Here is a 19,037-nt window from a genome sequence, read left to right on the forward strand (position 1 = left end):
ACTCTCACCTCATTTGTTTCCTAACTAGTATAGCATAAAAAAAGAAAGGAGGAAAATCACTCGCTTCTGGAAAGCAATTTTCTCCTTTTTTATTTTACTGCAATACAAGTGATGCTGCTCCGATAACTCCAGCGTCATTTCCTAGAGTTGCAAGAGCCAATTTAGTAGATGTGCGTACTTGTGGGAAGGTATTTTCATCGTAGACTTTTTGAACACCTTGTAGAAGGAATTCTCCTGCAGCTGACACACCGCCACCGATAACGATTGTTGAGGGGTTTAGGATTGAGCCAATGTTAGCACAAGCGATTCCCAAGTAACGTGAGAAATTACGGTAAACGATCAAAGCAAGGTCGTCTCCTTCTTTTGCAAGGTCAAAGACTGTCTTAGCAGTTACTTCTTCTCCATTATCAATCAAGCGTTTCAAGGCTGCATCACCTTCGTATTCGTCGGCATAACGACGAGTCAAGTTGACAATCCCTGTTGCTGAAGCAACTGTCTCAAGGCAACCTTTCTTACCGCAAGTACATGCGATTGGTTGGTCAAAGTCAACAGTGATGTGGCCAAGCTCACCTGCTGCACCAGCAACACCGTGAAGCAATTTGCCTTCTGCGACGATACCGCCACCAACACCAGTACCAAGTGTCATAAAGACAACGTCTGGTTGGTTATCACCAGCCCCCATCCAACGTTCACCAAGAGCTGCTACGTTGGCATCATTATCGATGAAAAATGGAATGCCCAAGGCTTTTTCAATCTTTTCTTTGATTGGTTGAAGGGTTTTCCAGTTGAGGTTGTAGGCACCGATAACAGTTCCTTTTTCACGGTCAACCACACCAGGTGATCCCATTCCAATACCTTGGAAGTCTGCTGCTGCCAATCCAAGCAAGTCCAAACGATGTTGAATAGACTCAATCATATCATCAACGATATGACTTCCCTCATCCAAAATATTAGTCTTGATAGACCATTTTTCTTGGATTTCTCCTGCTGTTGTTAAGATTGCAAATTTGATAGAAGTTCCACCAAGGTCAATCCCAATAATCTTTTGACTCATCATATTCTCCTTTTTCATTGTTTAGTAATTGAAAATGCTTACAGTATTAGTATAACAAAAACTAATCGTTTATGCAAAGGTTTGCATTAACTTTCTAAATTTTATCCTTACTTATGGTTTCCAGAGACCTGAAGCATCTACATAATAACGTCCGCCATCAACTCGCTCATTTTTAGCCATTTTACCATCTGATTTCAAATAGTAGTTTCCTTGCCATGCATTCTTTGCATAAGAACCATCTGATTTCAAATAATACCAAGCTTGATAAGAAGAGTCATAAATCCATTCACTCTGTGCCATTTGACCATCAGCTTTCAGGTAATAGCTTCCCTGCCAAGCATTTTTCACTGGATTTCCATTTCCATCAAAGTAGTACCAAGCACCGTCCTGCTTAACCCAACCACTTGTTGTAGATGAATTTGTGTTGGTTTGAGCCGCAGTTGCTTGTTTTGCTTTAAAGGCACCCTTAGGAGCATTTTTCAATTCGCAAGCCACACCATCATGATCGCGGTCTAACTTGGCAGAATAACCAGGATCCCCCTCATGAAGATCCGAATAGCCATTAGCCCAAGCTTCCTTACAGCTAGAAAAATGGATGTTTTCTTCTGCTAACACAGGTTGTGAAAACAAGGTTAAAACTGGCAAGGTAGCCAGACTCATTTTTAAAAATAGACGTTTATTCATTTCTTTCTCCTATAACAATGTTATCGATTTCAATATTATTTTATCAAACTTATTTCAGCAATTCAAGGAAACTTCTGGTCTTTTCTACAAACTCCTTTGGTTTAGCCTTATTCAAGACATGCGGTCCATCTGGCATAATCTGAAATTGAGATTCTGATATTAGTTTATGAAGACTTCTCATAGAACTTAGATTTGGTTTATCTTTGCTACCACAAATTAGTAAGCTTGGATAGGGGCAAATCCTTGATATATCCGTTAAATCAAGTGTCTTCAATTCTTTGGAAATACCTATTATAAAAGCCTTATCTGCTCCCTGTTTTTCAAATACTCTTTTGGGGAGTAGTTTAAATATCAGCAACTGAATGTAAAAAAGGATATTACCGGACAATTTAAGCGGGCATCCTGATAGAACCAAAGCTCGGAAATTTGGTAAATCGTAACTGGAAAGTTCTAGTGCCAGAGCAGCACCTAAGGATAATCCAACCAAAATAAAAGGTTCTGTCTCTTGAGCTAGATGCTGATAAACTCGCTCTTTAGCTTGTTGATAGTTGCTAACTCCAGAAGGAAATAACTCAATAGCCTCAGAAGGATAATCTGTCAGTAGATTCCGAACTTCTTTCCAACTCTCTGCTGACTGCCCTAACCCGTGTAAAAATATCAGTTTCATCTAGTTCTCCTCAAGGCTTAACGCATACAAGCCCCTGACTGCATTACAGCCGTAAATAGCTTCTGCTTGGACTAAATCTGCCAAGGTCAAGACTTGCTCTTCTATCTGTCCTGTTTCCAGCAAATGCTGACGATAAATTCCTGGCAATATTCCCAGTCGGATAGGTGACGTGTAAAGTTTCCCAGCGATTTTCAAAACTAAATTTCCGATAGAGGTTTCAAGAAGTTCTCCTGACTTATTGTAGTAAATCTTCTCTTGCTCCCCTAGACTCAAATGCGGTCGGTGAGTCGTTTTAAAGTAGGTAAAAGCTTGTTGCAAATTGGCTTCCTGAAGACAGAGTTGGGCCTGACAAAAACTTGGACTGAGGGGTGTTAATACTTGGCGATCGACTTCTATCTCTCCAGACTTGCTGAGAGAAATACGCAAACGGTAATCTTGATTATCATCACAAGCCTGACACTCTTCTTCTATCTTTTGTTTCAAGTCTTCTAAATCAAAAGAAAAAGCAAAATACCGACTAGCTGTTCTCAATCTTTCCAAATGCTGATCTTCAAACAACAAGTTCTTCTGGCTGATTTTTCCAGTTGTAATTAATTGGAAGCGAGCTTGTTTACGATAGAGAACTGCTGCCTTTTGATGAACCTCGCGGTATTCAGACTCCCAAGTGCTATCCCATGTAATGCCTCCGCCAACTCCATAGATGGCTTTCCCTTGATGCAGTTGAATGGTCCGAATGGCAACATTGAAAATTCGGCACCCATTTGGAATCAGGAGACCAATCGTTCCACAGTAGACTCCACGCGGTTGTGGCTCCAAGTCCTTTATAATTTCCATAGTCGCAATTTTCGGAGCTCCTGTTATGGAACCGCAAGGAAAGAGAGAACGGAATATTTCTACAAGGTCAACATCCTCTCGCAACCGACTCTTGATGGTCGAAGTCATCTGCCAGACAGTCGAATACTGCTCCACTTGACACAAACGCTCCACATGCTCACTTCCCACTTCTGAAATACGGTTCATATCATTGCGCAAGAGGTCCACAATCATCATATTTTCAGAGCGATTTTTGGGATCCTGTTCCAACCAACTGGCCTGCTCCAAGTCTTCTTGGGCGGTCATGCCACGCTGAGTCGTTCCCTTCATTGGTCGCGTTGTCAACTCGTGGCCATTTTGCTCAAAAAAGAGCTCTGGGCTCATGGAAATCACTGCCATCTCGTCATGTTCAACATAGGCATTGTAGCCTGCCTCCTGCTCTACCACCATACGATTGTAGATGGCAAAAGGATTGGCAGACAACTCCTGCTTGAGTTGGACGGTGTAGTTGACCTGATAGGTGTCTCCTTGCCGCAAATAATGATGTATCTGTGCAATAGCCTTTTCATAATCCTCTGCAGACGTTACTTCCTGCCAGTTTGAAGGCAAATCAACCTCATCATAAGTCAGAGGAATAGGAGAAGTTTCTACGCTGTCATGAACTGTAAAATATAGCAGGTACTCTCCCAGTAAAGGAGCTTTATGAACTGCTAATTTCTCCTCAAAAGCAGGTGCAGCCTCGTAGCTGACATAGCCCACCACATAGTAGCCTTGCTCTTGGTAGCTTTCCACTTGTGCCAGCAAGTCTGCCACTTCTGCTACATTTCTCGTTTTTAACTCTTTAATCGGCTGGGTAAAGGTGCATCTCTCCCCCAAAGCCCTAAAATCAATCACTGTTTTTCTATGCATACCTTAAGTATAGCACAAAATAAGAAAACCCTCATCCGCAAAGCAGATGAGAGATTTCAATTATTTAAAGATTGAAGTTTTAAAGCTATTTGTTTGTTGAAGAAGTTTCTTGAAGATTTTTTCTTTAAGTGCTACAGTATTATCAAATTTAACTGAGCCATTTTTAAGAGTAGCTTTATCTTTATCAACAGCTGCAGCAAATGCATTCTTCAAGTCATCGTAACTACTGTATGTAGTACCGTCGATTGTAACAGGGTTAAATCCTGCTTTCGCTTTATCAACAACTTCTTTGAAGTATTCTTTCTTCCAATCTTCTAGAGTATTAAATTTACCATCAGAAACTTTCTTAATGATAAAGTCATCACCTAGAGTAGCATGACCAGCCTGTTTAGACTCATTTTTCAGCATGTTAGAAGCATAATTTAGGAATCCTTTTTCATATCCAAAGTAACCCCACATACGGAAGGTGTTATGTTTGAATGACATTGCTCCTGGAGCACCTTCACTCGTATTACCACCATAGATACCTGCAGTGATAGGCACAGTTACATAAGCAGAACCGAATCCAGTTGGGTCATACTGACCATTACCAGGACCGTGCTTAGTCATGAAGTTTTTCTCTACTAAGTCGTTAACAGATGTTAAATTATATTCTTTTTCTTCTGCATTTAAATCTCTAACGTTGTCGTATTGATTCTTCGTATTAGCTCCACGAAGTTGCTTATCTACTTTCTTGAACCAAGCGTTGTTTAGTTCTTTACTGCCTTTATCAATGACAGCTTCTCCTTCAAGATAATCAAGAAGCATAAGCGTATCATTGAAACCTTTCATGTAATGATCGATTTCAGCTCGAGAAGTAAGGTCATTTGGATTTGTATTGTACCATTGGTTTCCATCGTTTGGACGTTCGTAGGCCATGTTCAATCCTAGTGCTTTAAAGTCACCGTTTGGACTTGTTTCAGCAGGTGATTGTAACATACCTTGTGCGAACGCCTCTAGGTCAGTACCTTCACGGTGTCTTGAACCACCTAAGTAAACCATGCGGTCATTTACGTGAGTCGTTTCGTGAGTGAAGGCTGAGATACCAAAGTCACTAATCATATCCGTCACCATAAAGAAGACTGAATCATCTTTATATGGATTACCGTAGATACGAGCTACAGCTCCCATACGCCAGTCAGTTGCGTGGTAACGACCTGTTGGTCCGTACAATTCACGGATAGGCGCTACATCTTTACCACTATTCGTATGTCCGTATTTATCTGTGCTGATTCCTTTATAGTTTTGGTTATCTAACACAGGAGTTGGAACCATGTTATTGCTCTTAAGCAGTTGATTACGAACTTTGTCTAATGATAAGCGAGACCAGAAGTCTAGGTAATTTTGTTGACCTTTAGCAACTTTATTGATTTCAGCTTTGAATGCTTCGCGTTCTTCTGCAGTATTCTTACCGTATTTTTCAAATGAACTGTAAGCCATAGTGTTATATGTTGAGATTAAGAACATATGTGCATCTTTTAAATTCAGAAGTGGCAAAATCATCTTACCATGCATGTCGTTGTTTAAACCTTCGTAAGCTCTGTGTTTCTTATCAGCAAATTCAGGAGTTGTTGTTTTAGGTTCAACGATATATACATTATCTTTAGTAGCTTTTATGAACCAATCGTTTAAGTCTGTATCACTTGTGAATAGACGCATATTATAGTCTAAGAAACTGTTTAACTCGCCTATACCGATAACTCCACCGATCGTTTCGCGATAAGCTTCTAAAGTTCTATCACCTTTAATGTTACTTTCTTTAGAACCAACCTTAATCAAGAAGTCTAACACACCAACATTCTTACCATAGAAGTCCGGTTTGAATAGCATTAATTCTTTAATATTAAAGTCATCGAATTTAACTCCGTAGTAACGGTTGAGGTAAGACAAACCAAGAAGAACTGCGGCCTTATTGTCATCGATTTTCTTAATCAAGGCACGTTTTGCAGCTTCATCAGTGTTAAGCTGGTGATCTTCATTTTCAACTAACTTCGTAACGAATTGAGTAAGATTATCTTTAACATACTTGAAGCTTTCTTCTAAGTACAAATCTTTAATTGCATTGACTTTGTTGCCACCAGTTCTACCCAAGTGTTGGTAAATCGGCTCAGATTGCAATTCTACTGGACTTAACTTGCTTTCGATAGCACTGATTAAATCTGTACGATCTTTAACAACCATGTTTGGTGTATAAACGACTTCACCAAGCTCAGCGACACTGTATTCTTTCACTTGTTTCACTTTAGAGTCTTTCGGTGAAATTGTTAAGATTTCTTTTGTCTTATCTGCGTAGTGAACCATAATATGGTCAGCATCTGTAAGGTCTGTGACAAAGTCATTGCCTTTCATCGCAGTAACAGACAAGACTTCTTTCGTTAATAAGTTTGATCCAGCCGGAATCTTATTCCCTTGGTTGACAATCCATTCCTTGTTATAGAATGGTTGAAGTTTTTCAATGTTACGGTAAGCAAGCTCACGAGAAGCATCGTAGTCATGAGTAGATTTGTAAGTATCTGCTTTTGGTTTGACATTGTTAAGTGAATCTTCAACAAGAGGATTGATAACATAATCATTAGCTGTAATTCCTAATGTTGCAATTTTCTTGTCAGCTTCTTCTTGTGAGACTTCTTTAATTCGGTTGGAAATAGAGAATCTAAATGAACGATTACCTGTACTTACATCTTTTACAACGAAGTTACGTTCCAAAGCGTTATTTGAGAAGTATCCATCCTCAGCATCAATATCTTTAGAGCCATAGAACACTTCACCATTTTCAACTTTCATCATAGACACAGAGTCTGCAACTTTACCCCATGCCCAGTTCTTACTAAGGAAACCACCTACTTCAACAGGTGTGTTTACCTTAATAGTTCCTTTAGTAACAGCATTACGAACAGAACCATATTTACCAATTCCGTTAGGATCAGAACCATTATCCGATCTAGCAACAAATCCACCGATACGAGCTTTATTAGCAACTATATCAGCATCTACATAGCCTTTGTCAACGTTACCTTTCCAGATTTCGCCAACCATGCCACCGAAATCCCAACCTCTATCACCTACACCTGTAAGTTTACCGATATAAGCAACATTAGTAAGTTGTCCACCAACATCTAACTTGTTAACAAGTCCAGCAATTCCATCTCTACCAGTGATGCTACCAGTTACTTTAATGTTTTCAACCGTAGCATTTTTAACAGTTCTGGCAAGTGCAGAAATATTGTCAATCCAAGGCATATTAATATCGACATTAGCCAGATTAACATCTTTAACCGAACCGCCTTCAATACCACCAAATAATTGACGAGTCATATTGTGAATTGAATAACGTTGTCCGTCAACACTTGACAACTTACCTTTAAATGTACCAGGAACATACTCTTTATTTGGAGTCGGTACATTGGCTGCATTTAAATCTGCACCCAGTTTAAACTCGCCTGTAGGATTAGCTTTCATATCTTTGACAAGCTCGTTGAAGTTGTAGTAAACATTGCCTTCTTTTAATTTTTGTTTTTCAAAGTAATGAACATATTCTTCACTAAGTGTGTTGTCAGCATTACGCTGAATCAAATCAGGTGCTTTGGCTGTAACCTTATATAAGGTCTTGCCATCAACTGTGACTTCTTCAATCTTATCAACAGCCAGTCTGGTTGTTTTGTTATCATGAGTGGTTACTCGTAGATAAAGCGGAGCGACATCAGCTGGTTTTTCTGTCAGCAAACTAGTATCTGTTTCATTACCGTCAGCATCCACACTCATCAAGCTTGTTTCTTTAATGTTTTTGATTTCAACTTTTTTGAGGTCAATTCTTAGCGGTTCTTCCTTCAGAACTTCTTCCTCATCACCCTCACCACGGTCATAAACCATCTTAGTTTCAAGTTTATAATCCTTGTAGTACTGCAAATCTGTCAGGGTAGTTGTCAAGTCATCAGGTGAAACTTTCAAGGTTTTGACAATCTCGTCACCTTTTTTCAGAGTTAGGGTAATAGATTTAATGGCTGCCTTACTTGGATTTTCTAGACTGTATTTAACATCTGAAGTACGCTTCAAATCCTTAGGCTCAACTGCTGTGATGGTCAATACTGGTTTTTCAAAGCTCTTGGTACCACGTTTCAAAATTTTGTCTTGAGGGGCCTCAAGGATTTCCTCTGTAACTTTTGGAGCGTCTTCTGTTTTAACTCCCTTAATGGTATTAAAAGTCTTGGTGATTTTTTTCTGACCTTCTTTACCTTCTTGAGCTACAACTTCTAAGCCTTTTTTCAGTTGATCATCTTCTTTAACAACTTCCTTAAATGGAATCTTTTCAAGACTTTCTTCTACAAGAGTTCCTTCAATTGGTTTTGTCCCACGACTTACCTGTTGATTTACAGGCTCCTTGGCAACTTCTGTGCTAGTTGAAAGAACTTGGTCAGTTTTAACACCTTCTACTGTTTTATAAATTATTTTAGTAACTTGACTACCTTTTTCACCATTTCTTACGACAATTTCTTCGTCCGTATACTTGGTTGAATCCTCAGTCGTTTCAGTTTTGTAGTCTAGGTCTGTAGTCGATGTTTCAACAAGGGTTCCCTCAGTTACTTTGTACTCAGGTAACTGATCTTGTACAAGGGCTTGGCCGGTTTTACCTTCCTCTTGTGTACCTTTTACTTCGATTGGAGCTTCTGGTAAGGTTGGTTGTGTTAAAGCTTGACCTTCCTTGCCTTCTTCTTGAGTCCCTTTTGCTGCGATTGGAGCCTCTGGAAGCTCTGGTTGTGTTAGAGCTTGACCTTCTTTGACTTCTTCTTGGGTTCCTTTTGTTTCAACTGGAGCCTCTGGCAATTCTGGCTGGGTTAAGGCTTGTCCTGCTCTACCTTCTTCTTGTGTACCTTTTGCTACTTGATACGTTGGTTCAGCTTGTGGTACTGGAGTTGGAGCAGGTTGCACCTCTTTCTTAGTTCCGACTGCAATGACTTGCGACACAGGATTATGAACCACTTGGTCTTCAATGACTTCTCTAATTTCTTGACCATTAACCATAGATACTTTAGTTACAAGACGACGCTGACCATTTACTCCAGCTGCAACGATACGAGTCTCTCCTTCTGCTAGATTCGCATCTGGTATTGTGACCGTTTCAAAAGAAATCTCCACCAAGCTCTCTTCCTGTCTTGTCTGAGGCTTCTCAGAAACTGGTTTTGCTTCAACCGCAGGAGCAACCGGAGTCTCTACTACAGGATTCTCAACGATAGTTTCTGGAGCAACAGCAGGTCTTTCTTGAACGACTTCAGTTTTCTCGATTTCTTTTGAACTTTGCTTTTCGACTGGCAACTGAGGCTGTTCAACTGAAGCTGGTCTTGATGGATGGAGTTCCGCTTCCTTAAAGTATCCAATATACTCATAGCCATCAATGTGGATAATCCCTTCAGCCAAGCCTTCATGTGTAGAGGCCGAAATAGTTTGGTTATAAGAAAGCAATTCTTTATTTTCAAACGCAAATGCCCCATAAGGTACAAAGGTGCTAGCTCCTAAAGAACCAATCAAGAGAACACCTAGAACTTCTCTACGACCTTTTTTGGACACCAAAAAGACTGCTAGTGAGGCCGTTGCCAAACCAAGACCTGCCCAAGCTAGTTCCTTACTTCCTGTGTATGGAAGTTGTTGACTGTTAGTTGCCTTCTTGCGATAAACTACATATAGAATATCATCATCTTGAAATTCTGTAGGAACCTCATGGTGAATCAGGGCTTTTTCAGACTCGGTCAACTCCTGCTCCGCCAGATAACGGTAATGAACACTATGAGCACTGCCGACTTCATTGGCTTGCACCTTATCCACTGAAAGGGTACTAGCACCAAAAAGGAAGGCCCCGATTGCTACAGGACCTACCCCAACAGTTAGCTTACGAATCGAATATTTTGTGATTTTTTCTAGTTGCTGTTTTGTTTTTCTCATTCTCACGACTTTCTAATAGAATCTTGCGGATAGTGCGCACGCGCACCTCCAATTAACTTTGGACGACTAGCCAGTGCCGTTACGTGGGCATGGCCAATCTCTCTCAAAAGAGGGCGAATCGGAACCTGAACATGCTTAACATGCATGCCAATTGCAGTATCTCCGATATCCAATCCAGCATGAGCTTTGATAAATTCAACCTCAACTGGATCCTTCATAAACTTGAAGGCTGCCAATTGACCCGAACCTCCTGCATGAAGAGTAGGAAGGACACTGACGATTTCCAGACCAAACTGCTCTGCCACCTGACGCTCAACGACGAGGGCCCGATTGACATGTTCACAACCTTGAACAGCTAGATGAATTCCATTTTCCTCTAGGATATCTAGGATGGTCTTCACGATGATTTCGCCAATTTCTTGGCTGGATTCCTTGCCAATCTGACCACCTATCACTTCACTAGAAGAAAGGCCCAAAACAAAGATGGATCCTTGCTTCAAATTGGCCTTTTCCAATACATCTTCTACAATCTGGCTTGTCTCTCTTTGAATGTCTTTTTCCTTCATACTTGATACCTCTTTTATCACTATCTATCATATCGTTTTTTCTTATTTTTAGCAAGATAGACAACCTAGAAAGCTTGCTCGATTACGCATAAAACTCCCAGAATTGACCGGGAGTTAGCTAGTTTCTATTCTATTTATGTATATTTCAACCGTCGTTCCTTTATCAGGTGCAGAATCAATCCTCATCTGGTAATGTTCCCCAAAATGAAGTTTGAGACGTTGGTCCACATTTTGCAGACCAACTCCCCCACGTTTGAGCTGACTCTGACTACTATCGCCAGCATTTTGAAATCCAACGCCGTCATCCTCAATGCGGATGACTAGTCCTAAATCCTTTTTCTGAACAGAAACTCTAATATGTCCCTGACCTTCCTTCTCCTTGATGCCATGGTAAAGAGCATTTTCCACCAGAGGTTGTAGCACCAGTTTAGGCAAGACTAGGTTATCAAAGGCAGGATTTTCATCAATTTCATATTCTAGTTTATCCCCATAGCGTTGTTTCTGGATAAAAAGATACTGGCGGACATGGTTAATTTCGTCAGACAGGCAAATCAAGTCCTTTCCTTGATTGAGCGCTAGGCGGAAATAGGTTGCCAAAGACTTGGTCACCTGAACCACGCGCTGACTATCCTGAAATTCAGCCATCCAAATGATGGTGTCCAAGGTATTATAAAGGAAATGCGGATTAATCTGGCTCGATAGGGCTTGAAGTTGGTACTGACGGGTCGTTTCTTCCTGCCTGCGAATATCCGCCATCAGCTGATCAATCTGATCCAACATGGCATTGAACTGACGAGTCACTTCTCTCAGTTCATGGGCACCAGTTTCCTTGGCACGAAGATTCTGATTACCAGAAGCAATCTCCAGCATGGTTTCTCTCAAGTCATTCAGAGGAGCAATCCAACGTTTAAGACTAATCCACACCAAGCAGAGACAGGCAAGAAGAGATGTGAAACTGGCTCCAAGCAAGGTCCACATGAGTTGACTCCTAATCTGGTCTAACTTCTCCAACGAAGACACGCCAAGCACCGTCCAATCAGTTCCAGCAATCCTTTCCTGACTGACGTAGGACTTGTGATCTGGAGTATAGCCCTGCCCTGTATCAATATAGGGTTTCATGGCCTCCATTTCGCTAGACGAACTATAAACTGTGTGTTGAGGATGGTAAACAAATTCATGGTTTTCATTGATAATAAAGGCAAAGCCCTGCTGACCCAACTGAAGTTGATTTAGATAGGCTTCCAGAGTTTCATAAGAAATATCCAAACGAAGTACACCCAGATTGGCTCCCTTTGCATCAACAAGTTCTTGAGTGATAGAAATAACCCACTGACTATCTGATTTACGAGCTGGGGTCAAAACTGGCATGGCTCCCTGATGAATAGCCTTTTGGTACCAATCCTCAGCCATCATATCAGAGGAGGTTTTCATCTGCACACTATCGTCTGTAGAAATGACCTGACCTGATTTGGTGACCAGAACTACCGTTTTCAAGTCTTGGTCTGCCTTTAAGATAGTCAAAAACAGATCTCGGATTTCCTTGACCTTGTCTTGACTGGGATTCTCAGCATAGGCTAGGACATCCGTCTGCTGGGTCAAGCTGGTCGAGGTGGTTTCTAATTTTTTGATATAAGACTGGATAAAGTGGCTAGTTTGGCTGATAGTCGTCTGGCTATTGCCCGCAATGCTAGCCTCAATGGCTGATGAACTAGATTGATAGTAGAAAGTCCCAACCAGAGCTAGGAGAATGAGAAAGACCAGAAAGATGGAAATAACCATTCTGACTAGGAGAGAAGAACGTTTCATCGACCTTCCCCCTTCTTAAACTGACGAGGTGTCACACCTGCAATCTGTTTAAAACGTTGGGTAAAATAGTTCATATCTTCAAAACCAACCTTCTCTGCTATCTCATAAATCTTTAGATCTGTAGTTAAAAGCAAGAGCTTAGCTTGTTTGACACGTTCTCTCACCAGGTAATCCTGAAAAGGCAGTCCCAACTCTTTCTTAATCAAAGAACTCAGATAAGTCGGACTAAAGCCCAAGTCACTGGCTAAAGACTTTAAACTAAACTGGCTATCAGCCAGATGGGACTGGATTTTCTGGGCCATGTTTCCTTCAAACTTATCAGTTAATAAATCTTGTAACTGCTCTTCCTTTTCTTCCTTATCCAACTTTTGCTTGATTTTCCCCAACATTTCCTCAATATCCTGACGAGAAAAGGGCTTGAGCAGGTAGTCATCGACACCTAGTTTGACGGCAGACAAAGCATAATCAAAATCATCGTAACCTGTCAAAAAAACCAGATGCACCTGAGGATAGGTTTCTCGGACCAGACTGGCCAACTGGATGCCATTTAGCTGAGGCATATTGATATCGGTTAAAATGATATCTGGCACCTGCTTTTGTATCAATTCCCAAGCCTGTCTTCCATTTTCAGCCTGATCGATGATTTCCATATCGTAGGCTGCTACATTGACCAGCTTGGTCAAGCCTTGTCTTACCAGATATTCATCTTCTACGATTAAGATTGTATAGGTCATGCTCGGCTCCTTTGTCACTTACTAGTATCAGTATAGCAAAATTCTCCTCTAACTGCTTAGGAAAGCCCTCTTAATCGACATAATCTAGTAAATAAGCATATCCTTTTTCTTCCATTTGGTCTTTGGGAATAAAACGGATAGAGAGACTATTAATACAGTAGCGCAAGCCACCCTTGTCCTGAGGCCCATCTGTAAAGACATGGCCAAGGTGAGAATCTCCAACTCGGCTCCGCACTTCCATGCGTGTCATATTGTAGGACTTATCTTCCTTGTAGGTAGCAACATCTGGACTGATTGGTTGGGTAAAACTAGGCCAGCCACAACCAGACTCAAACTTGTCCTTTGATGAAAAGAGAGGTTCGCCAGTTGCCACATCCACATAGATACCAGATTCAAATTTATCCCAGTAGCGGTTTGAGAAAGCTCGTTCTGTTTGATTTTTCTGGGTGACTGCATACTCCTCAGGTGACAAGGTCTTCTTCAATTCCTCATCACTTGGTTTGGGATATTTGCTGGCATCAATGACGGGATAGGCCGCCTGATTGACATTGATATGGCAGTAGCCATTTGGATTTTTCTTGAGATAGTCTTGGTGGTAATCCTCAGCCACTACAAAATTCTGCAGACTCTCCTTTTCAACTGCTAGAGGTTGATCGTATTTCTTAGCCACCTCATCAAAGACTTGGTTAATCACCTCTAAATCCTTGTCATCTGTGTAATAAACACCAGTACGGTACTGGGTTCCCACATCATTTCCTTGTTTATTTTTGCTAGTTGGATTGATAATGCGGAAATAATGAAGCAGTATTTCCTTGAGGGAAATTTGATTAGCATCATAGGTGACATGGACGGTTTCTGCATGCCCTGTTTGGTTAATCAATTCGTACTTGGTTGTTTCCCCTCTACCATTTGCATAGCCTGATACGGCATCTGTCACCCCGGGAACGCGTGAAAAGTATTCCTCTACTCCCCAGAAACATCCCCCAGCTAGATAAATTTCGTGCAAGTCTGCATCTTTACTCACTTCTGTTTTTTTCACTGTTTTTCCTCCTTGGCTAACTGATGCTTTCTCAATTTGCGAGCTATCTGTCTGCCCTGCATTTCGCATCAATAGAAAATAGAAACCACTTATGGCTAGGAAAAAGATTCCTGCCAAGACAAACAATTTTACTTTATCATTCATGACCTTTCTCTACCCCATTTCTTTCAATTCTTTTAAAATCATATTCTTATCCATAAAACCAGGTTGCGTTTTGACCAGCTTTCCTTCCCTGTCTATAAAGGCTTGAGTTGGATAAGAACGAATACCATAACTTTCCAAAAGTTTGCCTGACGGGTCAATTAGAACTGGGAAATTTTTATAATCCAAGCCCTTGTACCAGTTCTTAAAGTCTGCTTCAGCTTGTTCTCCCTTGTGTCCAGGAGATACCACTGTCAAAACTACATAATCATCACCAGCATCTTTAGCGATTTCATCCGTATCTGGAAGACTGGCTAGACAGATGGAACACCAAGACGCCCAGAATTTGAGATAGACTTTCTTGCCCTTGTAATCAGACAAGCGGTAGGTCTTGCCGTCTACTCCCGTTAGTTCAAAATCAGCAACCGCCTGACCTTTAGTCGCAGTTTGTGAACTGACTTGTTCTGTTTTTGTTTGCTCCTTCATAGTAGATTCGTCTGACATATTTTTAGCCGAACAGGCTGCCAAGCAACAGATTGAGCCTACTCCAAGGAGACATGTTTGCCATTTTTTCATTTCTTCTTCCTCTCTATTCAAATAATGTAGTCAAAATGGAAGCATTTCCCAAAAGCACCAAGATTCCCATCACGATAATGAGGAAACCACCCACTTTTTTGAGGGTTCCTAGATAAGGATGGAGTTTTCGAAAATGTTTCAAAACATAGCTGGAGGCGAAAGCTAAAACCAAAAATGGTAGCGCCAAACCCAGCGTGTAAATCAACATGAGAGCAGCTCCCTGCCAAGCACCTGAGCCACCTGAAGCCGCTAAAGCCAAAACAGAGCCAAGAACCGGACCCACACAAGGCGTCCAAGCAAAACTAAAGGTCAAGCCCAGTAAAAATGCCTGACTATAGCCCTTACCCTTTTGCACCTGTCTCTTTAATTGTAGCCTTCTTTCCTTGTAAAGTCCCTGAAAATGTAAGACTTCCATCTGGTGCAAGCCTAAAATAATGATAACCGCACCCGTCACATACTGAAACCAAGAGGCATATAGCAAATTGCCTAAAAAACCAGCACCATAACCCAGTAAGATGAAGATAAAGGATATCCCTGCTATAAAGGCCAGAGTTCGCAATAAACTGACAACTGAGATTGAAAATTTGCCACTAGAAGCCTGAGCACCATCTTTGTCATCCAACAAGACCCCTGCATAAACCGGTAACAAGGGTAAGATACAAGGAGAAAAGAAGGAAAGAATTCCAGCAAGAAAAACACTGATAAAAAAGATTATATTATCCATTGCCTTCCTCCATTCTTTGATTTGATAGGACTATTATAGCCCCAAAACTCCAGAAAAAACAGGGACAATGATAGGGAAAAATAGGAATTTAATCAGGTTATGTAAAAAATATTGCAAAAAAAGCCAGACAAAGTCTGACTTTGATGGAAACTGAAAAGAAAATTCACTAGTCTTCCCTACTTATCTGATAATAAATAAGGTCCGCAAGATAGCCTTTTCTCTCTACACCATTGGTAATAGTCTTTAGATAGGACATTCCAGCCTTCTCCATGACACGACCTGAAGCTGGATTGAGACTGGCATAACGTGCCTTGACTTTTTGAAAGTCTGCTTGAGTAAAACAAAAGTCCAAGACAGCTTTCAAGGCCTCCGTCATTATACCATTTCCCCAGTAAACCTTGCCTAGCACATAGCCAATTTCACAAGAAGAATCGTTCTCATCCATTGCAACGATGCTGATATCTCCTATCACTTGTTCTGGATTTTCTTTGAGACAAATCGCCCATTTGTAATAGTTGGGATTTGCATAGGAGGCAACCCAATTACGAATGGAGTTTCGAGTCACCTCGACATCAGGATGAGGATCCCAAGTGACGTAGGTTAGATTCTCAGCAGATGAAGCCCAATTCTGAAACATAGCTTCTGCATCACTTTCCACAAATCTTCGCAAGATTAAACGTTCTGTCTGTAATATTTGCGTACCGATTGCTCTCATGACGCTACCTCGCTTTCTGATAGATGATTCTCTGCCCAACCTCAATTTAAATTTACTTTGCTTTTGAATTTCAAGGTAATAAGCTAAAAAGATCCCCCGGACCTTCTTCGCTTACCTGTTTCCATGATCGGAGTAAAAACCTCCACTGGACCTCCTCTCACTTTCTTATTTCAAGGTGAGAGGCTGAAAACCTCCACTGGAGGTTATTCTTGCTCTCGAGTTTCAGGGCAAGAAGCTAAAAAGGTCCCCCGGACCTTTTTACTCCCAAAAGTCATCAAAGACGGTGATGGGTAGGTGGCGTTTGTGTTGTCCTTTGTGCCACCAGTTTTCGATAGTTGCTTGGGCTTCTGGGCTGATTGTTTTGCCTTCTAGGTAGTCGTCAATCTCTTCATAAGTGACCCCGAGGGCTACTTCGTCAGCTAGACCTGGTTTGTCTTCTTCGAGGTCTGCTGTTGGGATTTTTTCATAAAGGGCTGGGTCTGCACCAAGTTCCTGCAAGAGTTGTTTTCCTTGACGTTTATTAAGGCGGTAAAGAGGGAGAATATCTGCACCACCGTCACCAAACTTGGTAAAGAAACCTGTGATATTTTCCGCAGCGTGGTCTGTTCCAATGACCGCTCCGCTATGAGCACCAGCAAGGGCATACTGAGCAATCATACGGCAACGTGCCTTGATATTGCCTTTGTTAAAGTCTGAAACAGGACTACCTGTCGCTTCAACTGCTGCTGTCATGGCATCTGCCGACTCCTTGATATTCACTACCAAGCTGACATCTGGCTGGATGAAGGCTAGGGCTTTTTGAGCATCTGCTTCATCAGCTTGCACTCCATAAGGCAGACGGACAGCGATAAATTTGTAGCTGTCGTCTCCCGTTTCTGCTCGCAGTTCTTCCATAGCTAATTGAGCCAATCGACCTGCTAAGGTTGAGTCTTGTCCCCCAGAAATTCCTAGTACAAAGGTTTTTAGGAAGGGATGTTTTTTCAAATATCTTTTTAAGAAATCAATGGAACGATGGATTTCTTCTTGGGCATCAATCACTGGTTTGACACCCAGCTCTTGGATAATCGTTTCTTGCAAACTCATTCTTCTTCTCCTTCACCGAGGGCTTCCTTACGCATCTTGTCAATCAAGTCCATCTTGTCTTGCCATACATCACGCGCCAAGTCCACTGGATAGTGTTGCGGATTGAGCACCCGTTTGTACTCGTCCCAGAGCTTGTCAAATTCCTTACGAGCATAGGCTTGAATATCAGGTAAACTTGGTAAGTCGTAGACCAATTTCCCATCCTTGAAAATATCCACCAATAGAGGAACGGCATCAAAATTACGAACCGTCTTCTTGATGTAGGTATAAGTCGGATGGAACATCTTGATTTCTGTCATGCTAGCAACATCTACGCCATCATAAGTGATGTAGTCGCCTTCTGACTTGCCTTTTTCACGACTGGTAATCCGCCACACCTGCTTCTTACCTGGCGTAGACACTTTTTCCGCATTATTAGACAGCTTGATGGTATTGCGCATGTTCCCATTTTCATCTTCAATGGCCACAATCTTATAAACTGCACCAAGAGCTGGCTGGTCATAGGCCGTAATCAGCTTGGTACCCACGCCCCAGACATCAATCTTGGCCTTTTGCATCTTGAGGTTGAGGATGGTATTTTCATCCAAATCATTAGAAGCATAAATCTTAGCCTCTGTAAATCCAGCCTCGTCAAGCTGCTGACGGACTTTCTTGGAAATATAGGCAATATCCCCAGAGTCAATCCGAACACCCATAAAGTTAATCTGGTCGCCCAGCTCACGCGCCACCTGAATGGCAGCTGGAACTCCAATGCGAAGGGTATCATAGGTATCCACAAGAAAGACGCAATTTTTGTGGGTCGCAGCATAAGCCTTGAAAGCCTCATAATCATTGCCATAAACCTGCACCAAGGAATGGGCATGGGTACCCAAAACAGGAATATTAAAGAGTTTACCAGCACGCACGTTGCTGGTTCCATTGGCACCACCAATCACCGCTGCGCGTGTTCCCCAGATAGCCGCATCCATCTCTTGCGCCCGACGTGTCCCAAACTCCATTAAGGGTTCATCTTCGATGACCGAACGAATACGAGCTGTCTTCGTCGCCACCAAGGTCTGGTAGTTGACGATGTTCAAAAGAGCTGTTTCGACCAACTGGCATTGGGCTAGAGGGCCTTCCACCTGCACAATTGGTTCATTAGCAAAAACCAAGTCCCCTTCTTGGGCAGAACGAACGGTCAACTCCAACTTAAAATTGCGGAGATAGTCCAAAAATGCCCCATGATAGCCTAGCGACTCCAAATAGGCAATATCACTATCTGAAAAACGCAAGTCTTCAAGATAGCTTACAATTCTTTCCAAACCAGCAAAAACTGCATAGCCATTCTTAAAAGGCTGTTGGCGGAAATAAACCTCAAAGACAGCCTTTTTATTGTGAATACCTTGGTCAAAGTAAACCTGCATCATATTAATCTGGTACAAGTCCGTGTGCAATGTCAAACTATCATCTGGATACATACTTTTCCTACTTTCTTAACTAGAAACCAATGAAAATTTTCAAGAACTCTCATACGTTCCAATAAATTAGTACTATTATATCACATTTTAGCTGGA

General features: G+C 41.5%; 13 protein-coding genes and 1 pseudogene. All 14 read right to left on the reverse strand.

The annotated features are described in order from the left end of the window. Positions 1-94 precede the first annotated feature (94 nt). Positions 95-1,054 carry an ROK family glucokinase gene (locus QM818_RS03405; protein WP_031227726.1) on the reverse strand — a complete coding sequence of 320 codons (960 nt, stop codon included), beginning with the start codon at positions 1,052-1,054 and terminating at the stop codon, positions 95-97. Between the two features lie 117 nt (positions 1,055-1,171). Next, positions 1,172-1,738 (reverse strand): annotated as a pseudogene (locus QM818_RS03410) (excalibur calcium-binding domain-containing protein); the annotation flags it as partial. A gap of 49 nt (positions 1,739-1,787) precedes the next feature. Continuing rightward, positions 1,788-2,405 carry an alpha/beta fold hydrolase gene (locus QM818_RS03415; protein ID WP_414299914.1) on the reverse strand — a complete coding sequence of 206 codons (618 nt, stop codon included), beginning with the start codon at positions 2,403-2,405 and terminating at the stop codon, positions 1,788-1,790. Further along, positions 2,406-4,127: an aminodeoxychorismate synthase component I gene (pabB, locus tag QM818_RS03420; protein WP_414299915.1), complete on the reverse strand. Its 1,722-nt coding sequence runs from the start codon at positions 4,125-4,127 to the stop codon at positions 2,406-2,408. It abuts the gene before it with no gap. Positions 4,128-4,187: 60 nt separating this feature from the next. After that, a complete protein-coding gene (locus tag QM818_RS03425; protein ID WP_414299916.1) occupies positions 4,188-10,100 on the reverse strand; it encodes a ZmpA/ZmpB/ZmpC family metallo-endopeptidase in 5,913 nt (1,970 codons plus the stop codon). A 2-nt stretch (positions 10,101-10,102) separates the two neighbouring features. Beyond that, positions 10,103-10,666 carry a TIGR01440 family protein gene (locus tag QM818_RS03430; protein ID WP_261039518.1) on the reverse strand — a complete coding sequence of 188 codons (564 nt, stop codon included), beginning with the start codon at positions 10,664-10,666 and terminating at the stop codon, positions 10,103-10,105. A gap of 114 nt (positions 10,667-10,780) precedes the next feature. Then, entirely contained in the window at positions 10,781-12,472 is a 1,692-nt protein-coding gene (locus QM818_RS03435; protein WP_394865542.1) for a cache domain-containing sensor histidine kinase, read from the reverse strand. Next, positions 12,469-13,206 carry a response regulator transcription factor gene (locus tag QM818_RS03440; protein ID WP_020902212.1) on the reverse strand — a complete coding sequence of 246 codons (738 nt, stop codon included), beginning with the start codon at positions 13,204-13,206 and terminating at the stop codon, positions 12,469-12,471. Before QM818_RS03440 ends, QM818_RS03435 begins: the two co-directional genes overlap by 4 nt. A gap of 70 nt (positions 13,207-13,276) precedes the next feature. Further along, entirely contained in the window at positions 13,277-14,389 is a 1,113-nt protein-coding gene (gene msrB, locus QM818_RS03445) for a peptide-methionine (R)-S-oxide reductase MsrB (RefSeq protein ID WP_227325592.1), read from the reverse strand. Positions 14,390-14,398: 9 nt separating this feature from the next. Beyond that, positions 14,399-14,962 (reverse strand): redoxin family protein, encoded by a 564-nt coding sequence (locus tag QM818_RS03450; RefSeq protein WP_414299917.1) that lies wholly within the window; start codon positions 14,960-14,962, stop codon positions 14,399-14,401. Between the two features lie 13 nt (positions 14,963-14,975). Then, on the reverse strand, positions 14,976-15,686 hold the full coding sequence (ccdA2, locus tag QM818_RS03455; RefSeq protein WP_414299918.1) for a thiol-disulfide oxidoreductase-associated membrane protein CcdA2: 711 nt from the start codon (positions 15,684-15,686) through the stop codon (positions 14,976-14,978). A 166-nt stretch (positions 15,687-15,852) separates the two neighbouring features. After that, complete coding sequence (locus QM818_RS03460; RefSeq protein WP_414299919.1) at positions 15,853-16,401, reverse strand: GNAT family N-acetyltransferase; 549 nt, start codon at positions 16,399-16,401, stop codon at positions 15,853-15,855. A gap of 258 nt (positions 16,402-16,659) precedes the next feature. Beyond that, complete coding sequence (gene nadE, locus QM818_RS03465) at positions 16,660-17,484, reverse strand: ammonia-dependent NAD(+) synthetase (protein WP_261080729.1); 825 nt, start codon at positions 17,482-17,484, stop codon at positions 16,660-16,662. Next, positions 17,481-18,941, reverse strand: a complete 1,461-nt coding sequence (locus tag QM818_RS03470) for a nicotinate phosphoribosyltransferase (RefSeq protein WP_414299920.1) — start codon at positions 18,939-18,941, stop codon at positions 17,481-17,483. Before QM818_RS03470 ends, nadE begins: the two co-directional genes overlap by 4 nt. Positions 18,942-19,037 lie beyond the last annotated feature (96 nt).

It is taken from the genome of Streptococcus mitis (assembly GCF_047464035.1).
Taxonomy (GTDB): domain Bacteria; phylum Bacillota; class Bacilli; order Lactobacillales; family Streptococcaceae; genus Streptococcus; species Streptococcus mitis_DX.